Consider the following 14,924-nt stretch of genomic DNA (forward strand, 5'->3'; position numbering starts at 1 on the left):
GTCAGTCGGCCTTGCGATGGTCGAGCACGACGGCGTTGAGGAACAGGAAGAACAGGATGAAGGAGGCGAAGAAGACGATGTCGCGCAGCGCGATGATGCCGCGGGCGAAGCCGTTGAAGCGCTCGGTCAGCGACAGGCCGCGCGCGGTCTCGGCGAGAAGCGGGACGCGCTGGGAGAGGAAGTCGGTCACGATCGGGCTGCCGGCGGCGGCGAAGACGAAGCAGACGGCGACGGCGAGGACGAAGGCGATGACCTGGTTCTTGGTGGCGGCCGAGAGCGCGGCGCCGATCGCGAGATAGGCGCCGGCCATCATCAGGCACCCGGCATAACCTGCTAGGACCACCCCATTATCCGGGTTACCGAGCAGGTTGATCGTCACCCACAGCGGGAAGGTGAGCGCCAATGCCACGGCGCAGAACGCCCAGGCGGCGAGGAATTTCCCCACCACCGCCTGCCATTGCGTGATGGGCAGCGTCAGCAGCAGCTCGATGGTGCCGAGCCGGCGTTCCTCCGCCCACAGCCGCATGGTCAGCGCGGGGACCAGGAACAGGAACAGCCAGGGGACGAAGTTGAAGAAGGGCGAGAGATCCGCCTGCCCGCGCGCGAAGAAGCCGCCCAGCGTGAAGGTCAGTGCGCCCGAGAGCACGAGGAAGATGACGATGAACACATAGGCCACCGGGGTGGCGAAATAGCCGGCGAGTTCGCGCCGGGCGACGATCAGCGTGGGGCTCATGTCAGGCGGCCTCTCGCGGGGCGAGGGTGAGGTCGCGGAAGACCTGGTCCAGCGTCTGGCCGGGCCGCATCAGCGCCGCGGGCGGGCTGTCCGCCAGCACCTTCCCACGGGCGATGATGATGGCCCGGGTGCAGACCGCTGAGACCTCTTCCAGGATATGGGTCGAGATGATGATCGCCTTGTCCGGCGCCATGCGCTGGATCAGGTCGCGCACCTCGTGCTTCTGGTTGGGATCGAGGCCGTCGGTGGGCTCGTCGAGCACCAGCACCGGCGGGTCGTGCAGCAGTGCCTGCGCCAGGCCCACGCGCCGCTTGAAGCCCTTTGACAGCGTCTCGATAGGTTGCAGGCGCACACCCTCGAGCTGGGTCTGCGCCATGGCGATGGCGAGCTTCTCGTCCAGCGTGCGGCCGGAAAAGCCGCGGATGCGGCCGCAGAAGGCGAGGAAATCGGTGACCGTCATCTCGGGGTAGGTCGGTGCGCCCTCGGGCAGGAAGCCCATCGCGCGCTTGGCCTGGACCGGCTGCTCGGCGATGTCGAAGCCGGCGATGCGGGCCGTACCGGAGGTGGGGGTCACGAAGCCCGCCAGCATCTTCATGGTGGTGGATTTGCCGGCGCCATTGGGGCCGAGGAAGCCCAGGACCTCGCCTTTGGCGACGGTGAAGGAGACATCGTCCACGGCGGTGAAGGCGCCGAAGCGTCGGGTCAGGCGCTCGATCTCGATCAGAGCCGGCAAGGGCGGGTCACTCCCGGAGATATGCGTGTGGTGCAGGGTTTGGACGCGGATCGCACGGGATGCAAGAGGTTGCGCCCTCAGATCAGCTTCGCCTCGAAGGGCGGCAGGTAGTCCGGCGCTTCGAACTCCACCACCCACAGGTCCGGGTCGCGGTCCACCTGGCGGGCGACATAGGCGTCCGCCTCGCGCTCGGGGACCGGGGCCGGGCCGGTGCCGCGCATCCAGACCAGCCGTCCCTCGCCGTCGCGCGCCTGGGCCAGCACCACCACCCCCTCGCGCCCGAGCAGGGCGCAGAGCACGCCGCCGGCATCGGCGTCGCCCTTGCGGACCACGGTCGCCGGGCGGCCGGCGATGTCCGACATGCGGGTCGCCATCGAGACCCAGAGGCCTGCCTTCACGCGCGCTTCCATGACGGGCAAATGCGCGCCGTGCGCCAGGGGCGCAAGCCCTCTTGCCGGGCGCTCGCCGGCGCGCGAGATAGCCGGCACAGGGATCGAGGGTTCGGCGATGGCGGAGAAGAAGCTTACCGATGGCCAGCGCGCCTATGAGGCGAAGCGAGCCGCCAAGGCCGGCATGAGCCTGGAGAAATGGCTCTCGCAAAAAGAAAAGCGCGAGCGCGCGGAGGAGGAGGCGGCGTCCAAGGCCGCCCGCGCCGCGACCGAGGAGGTGAAGCCCAAGAAGACCGGCTTCTTCTCCCGCCTCATGGAGAAGGCGACCAAGCCGCTCTGATCACAGCATCCGCAGCAGGGTGCCATCGCGACGGATCGCGTGGTGGAACACCGCCGCGCCGATGTGCGCAGCGAGCAGGAAGGCCGTGAGATATCCGCCGATGGTGTGGATGGTGCCGAAGACCTTGGCCAGCGTTTCATGGGTCTCCATGAATTTCGGCAGGTCGATGAAGCCCAGATAGGCGGTCGCGCCCTGCATCGGAAACCCGAAGGCATTGGTCGCCAGGAACCCCATGATCGGCTGGATGATGAGCATGGCGTAGAGCGCGTGGTGCACGAAGTCCGAGGCGCGGCGCATCGTGGCGGGCAGGTGCGGCGCCGGCGCCGGCGGCGGGCTTAGCCGGCGCCAGACCAGGCGCAGGATCGCCACGAACAGGATGGTCAGGCCGGCCGATTCATGGATGGCGTAGGCGCCGTACTTATGGACGTTGTTGTCGGCCTCGGTGATGTAGCTGAGCAGAAAGCCGGCCGGCAGCGCGATGGCCATCAGCACCACCGTGGTCCAATGGAACAGCTTGGCGATGGCGCCGTACTGGCCGTCGGGATGGGTCGGGTCGGTGCCGCGCACCGGCGTTGCCATGCTGGTATCCATGCGCGCTCTCCTTCGCTGGGCGGCCCGGGACGAGTATGCCATAGCCTGCCGCCATGATCGCGGCCCATGCCGATTGGAGCACGGATCCGCGCAAGCGGTGGATGACCATCGCGCGCCGGGTCCCGGCCGGCTGGCGCGCCGGGGCGCCGCGCCCGGTGGGCGATCCGCACGCCATGCTCGCGGGGCTGCTGGCGGAGGGCGTGCCGGTGGCGCTCGGGCTCGACCTGCCGCTGGGCGTGCCGCGCGACTATGCGGCGCTGGCAGGCATCACGGAATTCCCGGGCTTCCTGCGTGGTCTCGTCGACCGGCCGGCTTTTTTCGCGGTCAGCGACACGCTGGACACGGTGTCGCTGGCGCGGCCCTTCTATCCGCAGCGCGGCGTCCAAGGCATGACGCGGGCGGCGCATGCGGCGGCCCTCGGCCTCTCGGGCCCCGCCGGGCTCAGCCGCTGGTGCGACCGCGCCACGGCGGAGCGCCCAGCCGGCGCGCCGGTGTTCTGGACGCTGGGCGCCAACCAATCCGGCAAGGCCGCGATCGCCGCCTGGCGGGACTGGCTGGCGCCTTCGCTGGCGGCCGGCGTGCCGATCCGGCTCTGGCCTTTCGCGGGTGGGCTGCATGCGCTGCTCGCCCCCGGCGTGGCGGTGGTGGCGGAGGTCTATCCGGCGGAGGCGCTGCGCCATTGCGGGCTGCGCATGGCCGGCAGCAAACGGGTGCAGGCGGATCGTGCGGCCCTGGCCGAGGCGCTGCTGGACGTGATGGCGGCGCGGCACGTGCTCGGCGACGCAGCGCTGATCGCCGCCGTGCGCGACGGCTTCGGGCGTGACGCGGCGGGCGAGGACCGCTTCGATTCGGTGATTGGGCTGCTCGGCTTGATCGGCGTGCTGGACGGCCTGCGCCCGGATTTCATCCCTGACGATCCCGCCATCCGCAGCGTGGAGGGCTGGGTCCTGGGTCAGGCGGCTTTGCCGCGCGGGCCGTAACGGGCAGAGTGCGCAAAACAAACCTTGGAACCGCCCCCATGCATATCGGCCGCTTTCCCCGCATCCGCCTCGGCCATTCCAACACGCCGCTCGAGTTCATGCCGCGCCTGACGGCCGCCCTTGGCGGGCCGGATATCTGGATCAAGCGCGACGACTGCACCGGCCTCGCCACCGGCGGCAACAAGACCCGCAAGCTGGAATTCCTCATGGCCGAGGCCGTGGCCCAGGGTGCGGACACCGTGCTGACCCAGGGTGCCGTGCAGTCCAACCACGCGCGCCAGACCGCAGCCGCCGCGGCCAAGCTCGGCATGGGTTGCGAGCTGCTGTTCGAGAACCGCGTCCAGGACGCCGACGCCAACTACATGACCGGGGGCAACGTCTTCCTCGACACGTTGTACCGCGCCAAGACCCGGCACTATCCCGGCGGCACCGACATGAACGCGGCCCTCGCCCAGGTCGCGGAGGAACTCACCCAGTCGGGCAAGAAGGTCTACGTCATCCCCGGCGGCGGCTCGAACCCGGTGGGCGCGCTTGGGTATGTGCTGTGCGCGACCGAGATCGCGCAGCAGGCGAACGAGATTGGGATCGCCGTGGACTACGTCGTGCACGCGACCGGCTCCGCCGGCACCCAGGCCGGGCTTGTGGCCGGCTTCGCCGGCTTCCGCTCGGGCATCAAGGTGCACGGCTTCGGCGTGCGTGCGCCGAAGGAGACGCAGGAAGCCAACGTCTTCAAGCTCACCGAGAAGGTCTGCGACCTGCTCGGAATCCCCGGCGCGGTGCAGCGCGAGGATGTGGTGGCCGACTGCAACTACGTCGGCGCCGGCTACGGCATCGCCACACCTGGCATGATCGAGGCGGTGCGGCTGGTCGCGGAGACCGAGGCGGTGCTGCTGGACCCGGTCTATTCGGGCAAGGGCATGGCCGGGCTCATCGATTACTGCCGCCGCGGCGTTTGGAAGAAGGGCCAGACCATCGTCTTCCTGCACACCGGCGGCCAGGCCGGGCTCTTCGCCTACCAGGCCACCTTCGACGCGGCGGCCTGAACCGCGGCAACCCGAGCCCGCCGCGCCGCGTTGCTCCCCCGTTTCGGGGGTAGGCGCATGCGCGGTTTGTGGGAATTACTGCAGGATGCCGGCGAGGGCTTCATCGCCGACGAAGCGCTCTCGCGGGCCGCCTCCATCGCCTATTTCACGCTGTTCTCCATCGGACCACTCGTGTTCATCGCCACCGGCCTCGCCGGCGTGATCTTCGGCCATGAGCAGGTCGACGCAGCCATGCTCGACCAGCTGCGCGGGTTGCTCGGCGAACAGGCGGCGGTCGAGGTGCGCGGCATGGCGCAAGGCGCACTCGGCGAGGCACGCGGCACGGTGGCGCTTGCGATCGGCGCGACGACGCTGCTGCTCACCGCCTCGGGCGCCTTCGGGGCGCTGCAATCCGCGCTCAACGCGGTGTGGAAAACCGAGACCCCTGCGGCCGGGTCCATGCGCGAGACGATCACGCGCTTCATGCGCGCCAAGGCCTCGGCCATTGGGCTCGTCGCCACGACGGGCTTCATCCTGATCACCTCGCTGTCGATCAGCGCGATGATCGCCTCCTTCGGCGACTGGCTGAAGCAGACGATGCCGGGCGGCGACGTGCTGGCCATTGCGCTCGATCTCACCGTGTCGCTCATCGTCCTGACGCTGCTGTTCTCGGCAATCTACAAGGTGCTGCCGGACCGACGCCTCGCCTGGCGCGACGTGACGCTGGGGGCGCTGGTCACGGCGCTGCTGTTCATCGCCGGCAAGACGCTGATCGCGGCCTATGTCGGCGGCAGCGCGGTGGCCAAGGGGTTCGGCGCGGCCGGCACGCTCGTGGTGGTGCTGGTGTGGCTGTATTATTCCTCGGTCATCTTCCTCGCCGGCGCCGAGTTCACCCGCGCCTTCGCCAGCCGCCACGGGTCACGCCAGGCGAGCCCCGTGGCCGCGCAGCCGACCGTGGCCGCCGCACAGGACGCTCAGCGCGCCGCGGGGGAGTAGCAGCCCGCGGCTTCGGCCGCCTGGGCGGCGAGCGCCACGAGCAATTCCAGCGTTGGCGTCGGCACGCCCATCTCGCGGCCCAGGCGCAGCGGCAGCTTCAGCAGCGCCTCTACCTCCATCGGCCGGCCGAGCTCCAGGTCCTGCAGGATGGAGGGCTTGTGCGCGATGCCCGCGCTCCGAGCCACGCGCGCCTCGGCACTGGTTCCGAGATCATGGCCGAGCGCCTTGGCGATGGCCGCACCCTCCTCCGCCAGCCGCACCGCGGCTGCATACAGCACCGGATCCTTCAGCGTGCTCGCCATGTCTTTGCGCGAGAGCAGGCACAGCGGGCCGGAGGTCAGGTTGCCCATCAGCTTGCCCCACACCCGGTGCCGGATGTCATCGACCACCGGGCAGGGCATGCCGCCGGCGGCCATCGGGTCCGCGATGGCATGGGCGCGGGCGGAGAGAGTGCCGTCCGGCTCGCCCAGATAGACGCGGATATCGGCGTGCTCGGAAATCACCACGCCCGGCGATTGGACGGAACACGCGGAATAGACCACCCCGCCGATCGCGCGCTCCACCCCGATGGCCGCGCGGATCGCCTCGCCCGGGTCCACCTCCGGCAGTCGACGGCCATCCATCGGGCCGCCATGCCGATCAAAGTACCACCACGGAATGCCGTTCATGATGAAGGCAACCGACGTGTCGCGTCCCAGCAGGGGGGCGATGCCGGCGGCGACGCTCGGCAGGGCAGGGGCCTTGGTGGTGACGATCACCGCATCCTGTGGGCCAAGCTCCTCGGCCGTGGTCGCGGCGTGCGGGCGCGAGTGATGAACGCCGTCGAAGGCATGCACGGTGAGGCCGTTCGCCTTGATCGCCTCCAGATGCGCGCCGCGGCCGATCACTGAAACCTCGGCACCGCCCTTCGCGAAACGCGCGGCGAGATGACCGCCGATGGCGCCGGCGCCGTAGATGCAGATTTTCATGTGAGGTCCCCAGGAGAAAGAAAGCATGGGGGAATGAATTCCCCCAAACCCCTTCTTTTATTTTTGTCTATTGGGGACAACGGCGCAACCGGGATGGGGAATGAGACAGCCGGGCGGCAATGACCGCCGGCAAGAGTGCAACGAGTATCGAGGGCATGCAGCAAGCCGTCGCTGCGCTGGTCGTGATGCTGGACCAGCTTGGCCGGATCGCGGGACCCTACCGCCTGTCCAATGGCAGCATTTCAGTGCCGAGCACCCATGCGCGCTTCGCCGCGCATCTCGCGCCCCAGGGGCGCGCGGCCGGAGCCTGCGGCGGCGAGCTCAGGGCTGCGCGCGGAACCGCCGGCGCACCGAGGCGAGGGCCGCCGCGAAGCCGCCTCCGCCGAAATGGCGCAGCCTGAAATCGCGCAGCGACTGCTTCGCGCGCGCCATCGCGCGCCGCGCCGACTGCCAGGCCGGCGAGGCATCCAAATAGGCATGGGCGCGGGCCAGCAGGCGCGTCACCAGGCCACGCAGGCGCACGAACAGCGGCAGCTGCATCAGGCGCGGTTCGGCGATTGTGTAAAGCCTTGCGGAGAAGGCCGTTCCGAGCATCTTCGCCGCGACGATCAGCGCGACGCCGGTGAACACATGGCCGGTTCCGATCAGCCACAGCGCCGTCAACTTCACTGGAAACAGCAGCGCGATGGGGATGAGGAACAGCGCGAGCACAAGCCGCGGATCCATCCGCGGCACCAGGCGCTCCAGCGCCGCAAAGATCGGGATGCGCGCGAGCACGCCGCCGAGCGCGCGCGCCCAGCGCCAGATCGTCTCCTCGAGCAGGACGATGGCAAAGGCGAGGACCAGCAGCGGGGCTCGGAGCATGGCGGTAGCCTAGGCGGTTTGGCGCAGCGCCGCCAGCATTGCGGCACCCGCGATGGCGAAACGCGCCACGATGCGCGCCCCGTGCGCCGGGTTCACGCCGCGCGCATCGGCGGCCTGGACCCCGCCATCGGCGATCTCGGCCACGTTGATCGGCACGGCGAACTCGACGCCCTCGCACGCGACGGTGCCGAAGCCGGTGATGGGCAGGCCGAGGAAGGGTGCGGAGGGGGTTCGCGTCCGGGCGGCCTCTGGCGCGCACAGCGTCGGCACCAGGTGCAGCGCCACCGAGGCAATGGGGTCCCCGCCATGTCCGAGGGCCTCCGGCGCGCCGCCCAGCTCGCGCTGCCACGGGCCCGCGACCTTCCACAGGTGCAGCGTCGCGATGATGACGCCGTGCTTCGCGCGCATCGCCCTCGCCGCCGCATCGACCGCGCCGATCGATCCGCCATGGCCGTTGACGACAAGGATGCGCCGCGTGCCGGTGCGCAGGAACGCCTCGGCCATCTGTTCCACGATGGCCTGCAGCACGTCATTGGTCAGCGAGACGCCGCCAGGGACGCCGGCGAAGAAATCCTCCCCGCCGAACGGGACCGGTGGGGCAACCAGCGCATCGTCGCCGGCCTGCGCAGCCGTCTCTGCGATGCGCGTGGCGATGTCCTCGGCATAGAGGTAGTCGCCCATCGGCAGGGCGGGACCGTGCGTCTCGGTGCTGCCCATCGGCAGCAGCACCGCCGCACCGGCGGCGAGCCGCGCCGCGACGACGGGCGCGGTGAGCTGCGCGATGCGATGGCCGCTCAAGCCAGCAGCTCCAGCGCGGCGCGCGACAGCGCCTGCACGCCCAGGCCGATGCAGGCCTCGTCGGGCTGGTAGTGGGCGTTGTGCAGCCGGTCGTCACGGCCCGCGGCACCGGCGCCGATGCGCAGTTGGAAAGCCGGCGCGAGTGCGGCGAACTCGGCAAAATCCTCGGCCCCCATCGAGGGCTCGCCCGCATGCACCACGTCGCCGAACTGCGCGCGCACGGCGGCGATGGTGGGGTCCAGCACGCGGTCGTCGTTGACCAGCGGGGGCACCTTTCGCCGGTAGTCGATGGTGCAGGTGACGCGCATCCCCAGCGCGATGCCGTCCGCGAGCCGTCGGATCGCGGCCTCCACGGTGTCACGCGCCGCGGCGTGCAGCGTGCGCACCGTGCCCTTCAGGTGCACCCGCTCGGGGATGATGTTGTAGGTGGTGCCCGCGGTGAATTGCCCGATGGTGACCACGGCCGGGTGCAGCGGCTTCACCTCGCGGCTGACCACCGTCTGCACCTGGCCCACGAAGGCGGCCGCGGCGACGATGGGATCGACCGCCGCATAGGGGTGCGCGGCGTGGCCGGATTTGCCCTGGATGATGATGTCGAAACTGTCCGAGGCCGCCAGCGAGGCGCCGCGCACATAGCCGAATGTCCCGACCGGCATGTCCGGTTGGTTGTGGAAGCCGAGCGCCATGTCGATGCCCTCCCCCGCGCCATCGCGGATCATCGCCGCGGCCCCTTCGAGGATCTCCTCGGCCGGCTGGAAGATCAGGCGGATGGAGCCGGCGAAGTGCGGTGCGCGGTCGCGCAGGATGGCGGCGACACCCAGTAGCGTCGCGGTGTGGATGTCGTGCCCGCACGCGTGCATCTGGCCATCGGTATCGGACGCAAAGGGCAGGCCGGTCTCCTCATGGATCGGCAGCGCATCCATGTCGGCACGGATCGCGAGCGTCGGACCCGGGCGGCCGCCCTCGATCGTGCCGACCACGCCGGTGCCGCCCACGTCGGTGCGGTGGACAATGCCCAGCCGCGCGAGTTCGGCCGCCACGATGCCCGCGGTGCGCGTCTCCCGGAAGGCGAGTTCGGGGTGACCGTGAATGCTGCGGCGCAGCGCGATCAGGTGGGGTTCCAGCACGGTAACCGCGTCCCGCAAGGCGCTTTGCGGGTCATTGGGCAGCATGGCGCGGATCTCCCGGGATAAAATGCGCAATCTTCGTGCGGTGACCTTAGGTGAAGTTGGCTCCATGACAATGCTAGCGGCTTGCTTGCGCATGAAATGCCATGCAATACCCGCGCAAGACCTCCGGGAGGGATGGGTTCAGTGCGGTTCAAAGCCGGGACAGTGCGACGCCGCGGCGTCATCGCGGGGCTTAGCGCCATCGCGATGGTCGGCGCGCCCGCGTTCGCGCAGGCTTGGCCCTCGCAGCCCATCCGCCTCATCGTCCCCTTCGCGCCGGGCGGCACCACCGACCTCGTCGCGCGGCTGATCGCTCAAGGCCTGGGCGAACGTCTCGGCCAGCCCGTCATCATCGAGAACCGTGCCGGCGCGGGTGCGATGGTCGGCTCCGAGTTCGTCGCGCGTGCGGCACCCGATGGGCACACGCTGGTGATGTCCAACATCGCGAGCCACGCGATCAGCCCCAGCCTCTATCCGGCGAATACGGTGCGCTACGACGCGGTGCGCGACTTCACCCATGTGGCGCTGGTCACGTCGAACCCGTCGGTCTGGGTCGCCCACCGCGGTGCCGGGATCACCGATCTCGCGACGCTGCGCGCCCGCGCCACCGCCGCGCCGCAGGGCCTCGACGTCGCGAGCTCCGGTGCGGGCTCCTCGAACCATCTGCTGATCGTGCAGCTTGCGCAGCTCGCCGGCATCGACCTGCACCATGTTCCCTTCCGCGGCGCCGGCCCGGCGATGACCGCAGTGATCGCCGGGCAGGTGCCGCTGATGTCGGACAGCCTGCCCTCCGCGGCGGCGCATATCCGCGGCGGCAGCGTGCGCGCCATCGCGATGTGCTCGGCCGAGCGCCACCCATCCTTCCCCGAGGTGGCGACGTTCCGCGAACAGGGCGTGGACCTCGTCTGCGACAGCTGGTTTGGCCTGTCCGGTCCCGCCGGCCTGCCGGCCGCGATCGTCGCCAAGTTGAACGCGGAAGTGCGCGCTGTGCTGGCAACCGCCGATGTGCGCGCGCGCTATGCCGAATTCGGCGGCACGCCTGGCACGCTGGATGCGGCCGGCTTCACGCGTTTCGTCGCGGAGGAATTCGCCCGCTGGGCGCCGGTGGTGAGAGCCTCCGGCGCCGAGGCGGGATGATGCGTTTGCAGTTCAAGACAGGAACGGGCCACGTTCCGGCAAGGGGTTTGGGATGAAGATCAACACCAAGGATTTGCTCTCGGGCATCATCCTGATTCTGTTCGCGGTGATCGGCTATTGGCTGAACCAGGACCACGCGCTCGGCACCGCCCGTCGCATGGGGCCCGGCTACATGCCCATGCTGACCTTCGTCATCCTGCTCGGGATCGGCGCCATCGTGACCCTCTTCGCGCTGTTCAGCGGGCCCAACCCGCTCGACAAGTGGACCACGGGCGAGGTGCTCGCGATCCCGGCGGCCATCGTCGCGTTCTTCGCGACCTACATCATCGTCGAGCGCCTCAACATCTTCCAGGGCAACTACTACATCCTGGGCTCGGCAATCCTGGCCGGGTGCCTGGTGCTCGCGATCCCGCATGGGTGGCGCGCGCTGGGGCTTGTCCATGCGGGCTTTGCGCTGTTCGGTCTGCTGCTCGAGCAGGGTGGGCTGATGCTGGCGCTGGTCGGCTGCATCCTGGTCTCTGCACTCGCCGACCCCGACCATCGGCCCAAGGGCGTGCTTGGGATGATCATCTTTCTGTGCGTGTTGTGCTGGTGGGTGTTCATCAAGGAGCTTGATATCCGCGTGAACGTTTGGCCGCAGTTCCTGTGATCCGGGCGAAGCAATAAGGAAATAATGCCATGGAATTGCTGTTGACCAATCTGGGTCACGGGTTCGCCGTCGCGCTGACGGTGAACAACATCCTGTTCTGCCTTCTCGGCTGCCTGATCGGCACTGCCATCGGCGTGTTGCCGGGCATCGGTCCGGTGGCGACGATCTCGCTGCTGCTGCCGATCACCTTCGGCCAGCCGGCGACGACGGCCATCATCATGCTCGCGGGCATCTATTACGGCGCGCAGTATGGTGGCTCCACCACCGCCATCCTGCTCAACCTGCCAGGCGAGGTGAGTTCCGTTGTCACCACGCTCGAAGGCTACAAGATGGCGCGCAACGGACGCGCCGGCGCGGCCCTCACGATCGCGGCGCTGGGGTCGTTCTTCGCGGGCACGGTCGCGACCGTACTGGTCGCGGCCTCGGGTCCGCTGCTGACGTCCGTCGCGCTGTCCTTCGGCCCCGCCGACTACTTCTCGCTGATGTTGCTCGGCCTGATCATCTCCGCCGTGCTCGCGCAGGGTTCGGTGCTGAAGTCGGTCGGTATGGTGGTCCTCGGCGTTGCCCTTGGCCTCGTTGGTACCGACGTGCAGACCGGCCAGCAGCGCTTCACCTTCGGCGTGCCGGAGCTGTCGGACGGCGTGGGCTTCGTCTCGATCGCCATGGGCATGTTCGGCATCGCCGAGATCATCCTCAACCTTGAACGCCCCGAGCAGCGCAGCGTGCTGGCCGCCAAGGTTGGCTCGCTGTTTTTGACCAAGGAGGAATTCTCCCGCGCGACGCCCGCGGTTCTCCGCGGCACCGTCGTCGGCTCGCTGCTCGGCATCCTGCCCGGTGGTGGCGCGGCACTCGCCTCGTTCGGCTCCTACATGATGGAGCGGAAGATGTCGCGCGGCCGCGCCGAGTTCGGCAATGGCGCGATCGAGGGTGTCGCCGGGCCGGAGAGTGCCAACAACGCGGCCTCTCAGACCTCCTTCATCCCGCTGCTCACCCTGGGCATCCCGGCCAACGCCGTGATGGCGCTGATGGTCGGCGCGCTGATCATCCAGGGCATCCAGCCCGGGCCCCGCATGGTCGAGGCGCAGCCGGACCTGTTCTGGGGTCTGATCGCGTCCATGTGGATCGGCAACCTGATGCTGCTGGTCATCAACCTGCCGATGATCGGCATGTGGGTGAAGCTGCTGCAGGTTCCCTACAAGTATCTCTACCCCTCGATCCTCGTGTTCTGCGCGATCGGCGTTTATTCGCTCAGCAACAACGTGTTCGACGTCTACCAGACGGTGCTGTTCGGCTTCGTGGGCTACATCTTCTCCAAGCTGAAGATGGAGCCGGCACCGCTGCTGATCGGCTTCGTGCTTGGCCCGATGATGGAAGAACACCTCCGCCGGGCCATGCTACTCAGCCGCGGCGACGTGATGGTGTTCGTCGAACGGCCGATCAGCGCCTCGATGCTGGCGATCGCGGCGGCGGCGATGATCGCGATGCTGCTGCCCTCCCTGCGCAAGGGCAAGGACAAGGCGCTCGCGGAATAGAGAGCGAGTAGCGTGCTTTATTCCTGGCCACGACCCGTGTAGGGAGTGAAAAAAGAGTTCGGGGGGACGTCTCCCGAACTCTTTTCTTTTGTCGGAGGCCCGCGTGATCCTTCCCGTCATTCTTTCCGGTGGTTCCGGCTCCCGCCTCTGGCCCCTCTCGCGCGAGAGTTATCCGAAGCAGTTCTGGCCGCTGATCTCCGAGCGCCCGATGCTCGAGGAGACGGCTCTGCGCGCCGCCGGCGAGGCCTTCCACCCGCCCATGGTGGTCTGCAACGAGGCCCACCGCTTCCTGGTCGCCGAGCAGCTGCGCGCCATCCCCGGCGCGCGCATCGTGCTCGAACCCGTCGCGCGCAACTCCGCCCCGGCCATTGCCGTCGCCGCCCTGCTCGCCGAAGAGGCCCATGGCGCGGAGACGCTGCTGTGGCTGATGGCGGCCGATGCCGCGATCGAGGACGTGCCCGCGCTGCACACCGCCCTCGCGCGCGCCGAGGAGGCCGCCCAGACCGGGCTGATCGTCACCTTCGGCATGGCGCCGACCGCCGCCGAGACCGGCTATGGCTACATCGAGAAGGGCGCGGCGCTGCCCGACGTCGCCGGCGTGTTCCGCGTCGCCCGCTTCATCGAGAAGCCCGATGGGCCGACCGCGGCGCGCCTGGTGCTCGGCGGCCAGCATTGGTGGAATTCGGGGATGTTCGTTGCCACCGCCGGCACGTTGATCGCCGAGCTCGCGACTCACGCGCCGGAGGTGCTGGCCGCGGCGCGCGATGCGGTCGCGGGCGCGACGCGGGACCTCGATTTCGTCCGCCTCGACCCGGCGGCGTTCAAGCGCGCGCCGTCGATCTCAATCGACTATGCAGTGATGGAGCGCACCGAGCACGCGGCCGTGGTGCCGGCCGCGATCGGCTGGTCCGACCTCGGCTCCTGGGCCTCGCTGTGGGAGGTCCGCCCCAAGGATGCCGCCGGCAATGTCACGGAAGGCCCGGTCGAGCTGGTCGATGCCGAGCGCTGCCTGATCCGCAGCGAGGGCATCCTCACCGGCGTCGTGGGCCTCAAGGACGCGGTCATCGTTGTCACCGACGACGCCGTGCTCGCGATGCACCGCGACAGCGCGCAGGATGTGAAGAAGCTCGTCGAGCGCCTCAAGAGCGGCGGCCACGCGCAGGCCACCGAGCATCGCCGCGCCTATCGCCCCTGGGGCCATTATGAGGGCGTGATCCGCGGCGAGCGCTTTCAGGTCAAGCGCATCGTGGTCCGTCCCGGCGCGCGGCTGAGCCTGCAGAAGCATTTCCACCGCGCGGAGCATTGGGTGGTGGTGAGCGGCACCGCGCTGGTCCAGCGCGACGCCGAGCAGATCCTGCTGCGCGAGAATGAGAGCGTGTATTTGCCCCTGGGCTGCATCCACCGCATGGAGAATCCGGGTATGATCCCGCTCGTGCTGATCGAGGTCCAGTCGGGCAGCTACCTCGGCGAGGACGACATCGTGCGCTTCGAGGACAATTACGGACGGAGCTGATCCATGACGGCGCGTGAGGACAATGTCGCCCGCACCGTCGCGCGGGCCCGCCAGCGCCGTCGCAACAAGCCGCTCCCGCCGCGGACCTTCGGGACGCGCCTATCCGACGCGGTCGCCGCCATCGTCGGGTCCTGGCGCTTCATCCTCATCCAGTCGGTCGCACTGCTCGCCTGGATCACCGGCAACGCGGTCATCGGCGCCGGAGCCTGGGATCCCTACCCGTTCATCCTGCTCAACCTGATGCTGAGCTTCCAGGCGGCCTACACCGCGCCGATCATCATGATGAGCCAGAACCGGCAATCCGAAGTCGACCGCAGCCGTGCGCTCGCCGACTACCGGGTCAACCTGCGCGCCGAGGCCGACATCACCCTGCTGCACCAGAAGATCGACCTGCTGCGCGAGCAGCAGATGCTCGAACTCACCACCATGCTGCGCGAGGCTCTGGCGCGCATCGACCGGCTCGAGGGCCCGGGCGCGCCGAGGCTTCCCTAACCGGCATTGTTTCGGGCA

Annotated in this window: 17 protein-coding genes; 9 read left to right on the forward strand and 8 right to left on the reverse strand. The window is 69.0% G+C overall.

The window, feature by feature from the left end:
- Position 1: 1 nt before the first annotated feature.
- From GXW79_RS14160 to GXW79_RS14170, 3 genes are all read right to left on the reverse strand, one after another.
- Positions 2-733 carry an ABC transporter permease subunit gene (locus tag GXW79_RS14160; protein WP_211875060.1) on the reverse strand — a complete coding sequence of 244 codons (732 nt, stop codon included), beginning with the start codon at positions 731-733 and terminating at the stop codon, positions 2-4.
- Between the two features lies 1 nt (position 734).
- Positions 735-1,466: an ABC transporter ATP-binding protein gene (locus GXW79_RS14165; RefSeq protein ID WP_211875061.1), complete on the reverse strand. Its 732-nt coding sequence runs from the start codon at positions 1,464-1,466 to the stop codon at positions 735-737.
- A gap of 77 nt (positions 1,467-1,543) precedes the next feature.
- Positions 1,544-1,876 carry a DUF1491 family protein gene (locus tag GXW79_RS14170; protein WP_211875132.1) on the reverse strand — a complete coding sequence of 111 codons (333 nt, stop codon included), beginning with the start codon at positions 1,874-1,876 and terminating at the stop codon, positions 1,544-1,546.
- Between the two features lie 97 nt (positions 1,877-1,973).
- On the opposite strand from GXW79_RS14170, the gene GXW79_RS14175 reads away from it, so the two are divergent.
- Complete coding sequence (locus GXW79_RS14175) at positions 1,974-2,195, forward strand: hypothetical protein (RefSeq protein WP_211875062.1); 222 nt, start codon at positions 1,974-1,976, stop codon at positions 2,193-2,195.
- On the opposite strand, the gene GXW79_RS14180 is transcribed toward GXW79_RS14175, so the two are convergent.
- Positions 2,196-2,786 carry a cytochrome b gene (locus GXW79_RS14180; RefSeq protein WP_211875063.1) on the reverse strand — a complete coding sequence of 197 codons (591 nt, stop codon included), beginning with the start codon at positions 2,784-2,786 and terminating at the stop codon, positions 2,196-2,198.
- A 53-nt stretch (positions 2,787-2,839) separates the two neighbouring features.
- Between GXW79_RS14180 and GXW79_RS14185 the strand changes: the two genes are divergently transcribed.
- Genes GXW79_RS14185 through GXW79_RS14195 form a run of 3 tightly spaced genes read left to right on the forward strand, consistent with a single transcriptional unit; the run spans position 2,840 to position 5,784 of the window.
- Complete coding sequence (locus GXW79_RS14185; protein WP_211875064.1) at positions 2,840-3,766, forward strand: DUF429 domain-containing protein; 927 nt, start codon at positions 2,840-2,842, stop codon at positions 3,764-3,766.
- 38 nt (positions 3,767-3,804) lie between these two features.
- Entirely contained in the window at positions 3,805-4,809 is a 1,005-nt protein-coding gene (cuyA, locus tag GXW79_RS14190; RefSeq protein ID WP_211875065.1) for a D-cysteate sulfo-lyase, read from the forward strand.
- 57 nt (positions 4,810-4,866) lie between these two features.
- Positions 4,867-5,784, forward strand: coding sequence for a YihY/virulence factor BrkB family protein (locus GXW79_RS14195; protein WP_211875066.1), 918 nt, complete (start codon positions 4,867-4,869; stop codon positions 5,782-5,784).
- Here GXW79_RS14195 and GXW79_RS14200 read toward each other — a convergent pair.
- From GXW79_RS14200 to GXW79_RS14215, 4 genes are all read right to left on the reverse strand, one after another.
- Positions 5,763-6,752 carry a ketopantoate reductase family protein gene (locus tag GXW79_RS14200; protein WP_211875067.1) on the reverse strand — a complete coding sequence of 330 codons (990 nt, stop codon included), beginning with the start codon at positions 6,750-6,752 and terminating at the stop codon, positions 5,763-5,765. The genes GXW79_RS14195 and GXW79_RS14200 overlap by 22 nt on opposite strands.
- Positions 6,753-7,073: 321 nt before the next feature.
- Complete coding sequence (locus GXW79_RS14205) at positions 7,074-7,616, reverse strand: hypothetical protein (RefSeq protein ID WP_211875068.1); 543 nt, start codon at positions 7,614-7,616, stop codon at positions 7,074-7,076.
- 9 nt (positions 7,617-7,625) lie between these two features.
- The gene (locus GXW79_RS14210; RefSeq protein WP_211875069.1) at positions 7,626-8,414 is read right to left on the reverse strand and encodes a creatininase family protein; all 789 of its coding nucleotides are present in this window, start codon (positions 8,412-8,414) and stop codon (positions 7,626-7,628) included.
- Positions 8,411-9,586 carry a M20 metallopeptidase family protein gene (locus GXW79_RS14215; protein ID WP_211875070.1) on the reverse strand — a complete coding sequence of 392 codons (1,176 nt, stop codon included), beginning with the start codon at positions 9,584-9,586 and terminating at the stop codon, positions 8,411-8,413. Before GXW79_RS14215 ends, GXW79_RS14210 begins: the two co-directional genes overlap by 4 nt.
- A gap of 141 nt (positions 9,587-9,727) precedes the next feature.
- Between GXW79_RS14215 and GXW79_RS14220 the strand changes: the two genes are divergently transcribed.
- The 5 genes from GXW79_RS14220 (at position 9,728) to GXW79_RS14240 (ending at position 14,906) form a co-directional block, all read left to right on the forward strand.
- Positions 9,728-10,720 carry a Bug family tripartite tricarboxylate transporter substrate binding protein gene (locus GXW79_RS14220; RefSeq protein ID WP_211875071.1) on the forward strand — a complete coding sequence of 331 codons (993 nt, stop codon included), beginning with the start codon at positions 9,728-9,730 and terminating at the stop codon, positions 10,718-10,720.
- A gap of 52 nt (positions 10,721-10,772) precedes the next feature.
- The gene (locus GXW79_RS14225) at positions 10,773-11,369 is read left to right on the forward strand and encodes a tripartite tricarboxylate transporter TctB family protein (protein WP_211875072.1); all 597 of its coding nucleotides are present in this window, start codon (positions 10,773-10,775) and stop codon (positions 11,367-11,369) included.
- Between the two features lie 29 nt (positions 11,370-11,398).
- Positions 11,399-12,901: a tripartite tricarboxylate transporter permease gene (locus GXW79_RS14230; RefSeq protein ID WP_211875073.1), complete on the forward strand. Its 1,503-nt coding sequence runs from the start codon at positions 11,399-11,401 to the stop codon at positions 12,899-12,901.
- 103 nt (positions 12,902-13,004) lie between these two features.
- Positions 13,005-14,414, forward strand: coding sequence for a mannose-1-phosphate guanylyltransferase/mannose-6-phosphate isomerase (locus tag GXW79_RS14235; protein ID WP_367614911.1), 1,410 nt, complete (start codon positions 13,005-13,007; stop codon positions 14,412-14,414).
- Between the two features lie 3 nt (positions 14,415-14,417).
- Positions 14,418-14,906 (forward strand): DUF1003 domain-containing protein, encoded by a 489-nt coding sequence (locus GXW79_RS14240; protein ID WP_211875075.1) that lies wholly within the window; start codon positions 14,418-14,420, stop codon positions 14,904-14,906.
- Positions 14,907-14,924: the final 18 nt, after the last annotated feature.

It is taken from the genome of Plastoroseomonas arctica (genome assembly GCF_018128965.1).
Lineage (GTDB): Bacteria > Pseudomonadota > Alphaproteobacteria > Acetobacterales > Acetobacteraceae > Plastoroseomonas > Plastoroseomonas arctica.

Coding starts and splice junctions, on each gene's coding strand:
- GXW79_RS14160 (WP_211875060.1), bottom strand. CDS start 733: ATGAGCCCCACGCTGATCGTCGCCCGGCGCGAACTCGCCGGCTATTTC.
- GXW79_RS14170 (WP_211875132.1), bottom strand. CDS start 1,876: ATGGAAGCGCGCGTGAAGGCAGGCCTCTGGGTCTCGATGGCGACCCGC.
- GXW79_RS14175 (WP_211875062.1), top strand. CDS start 1,974: ATGGCGGAGAAGAAGCTTACCGATGGCCAGCGCGCCTATGAGGCGAAG.
- GXW79_RS14180 (WP_211875063.1), bottom strand. CDS start 2,786: ATGGATACCAGCATGGCAACGCCGGTGCGCGGCACCGACCCGACCCAT.
- GXW79_RS14185 (WP_211875064.1), top strand. CDS start 2,840: ATGATCGCGGCCCATGCCGATTGGAGCACGGATCCGCGCAAGCGGTGG.
- cuyA (WP_211875065.1), top strand. CDS start 3,805: ATGCATATCGGCCGCTTTCCCCGCATCCGCCTCGGCCATTCCAACACG.
- GXW79_RS14195 (WP_211875066.1), top strand. CDS start 4,867: ATGCGCGGTTTGTGGGAATTACTGCAGGATGCCGGCGAGGGCTTCATC.
- GXW79_RS14200 (WP_211875067.1), bottom strand. CDS start 6,752: ATGAAAATCTGCATCTACGGCGCCGGCGCCATCGGCGGTCATCTCGCC.
- GXW79_RS14205 (WP_211875068.1), bottom strand. CDS start 7,616: ATGCTCCGAGCCCCGCTGCTGGTCCTCGCCTTTGCCATCGTCCTGCTC.
- GXW79_RS14215 (WP_211875070.1), bottom strand. CDS start 9,586: ATGCTGCCCAATGACCCGCAAAGCGCCTTGCGGGACGCGGTTACCGTG.
- GXW79_RS14225 (WP_211875072.1), top strand. CDS start 10,773: ATGAAGATCAACACCAAGGATTTGCTCTCGGGCATCATCCTGATTCTG.
- GXW79_RS14230 (WP_211875073.1), top strand. CDS start 11,399: ATGGAATTGCTGTTGACCAATCTGGGTCACGGGTTCGCCGTCGCGCTG.
- GXW79_RS14240 (WP_211875075.1), top strand. CDS start 14,418: ATGACGGCGCGTGAGGACAATGTCGCCCGCACCGTCGCGCGGGCCCGC.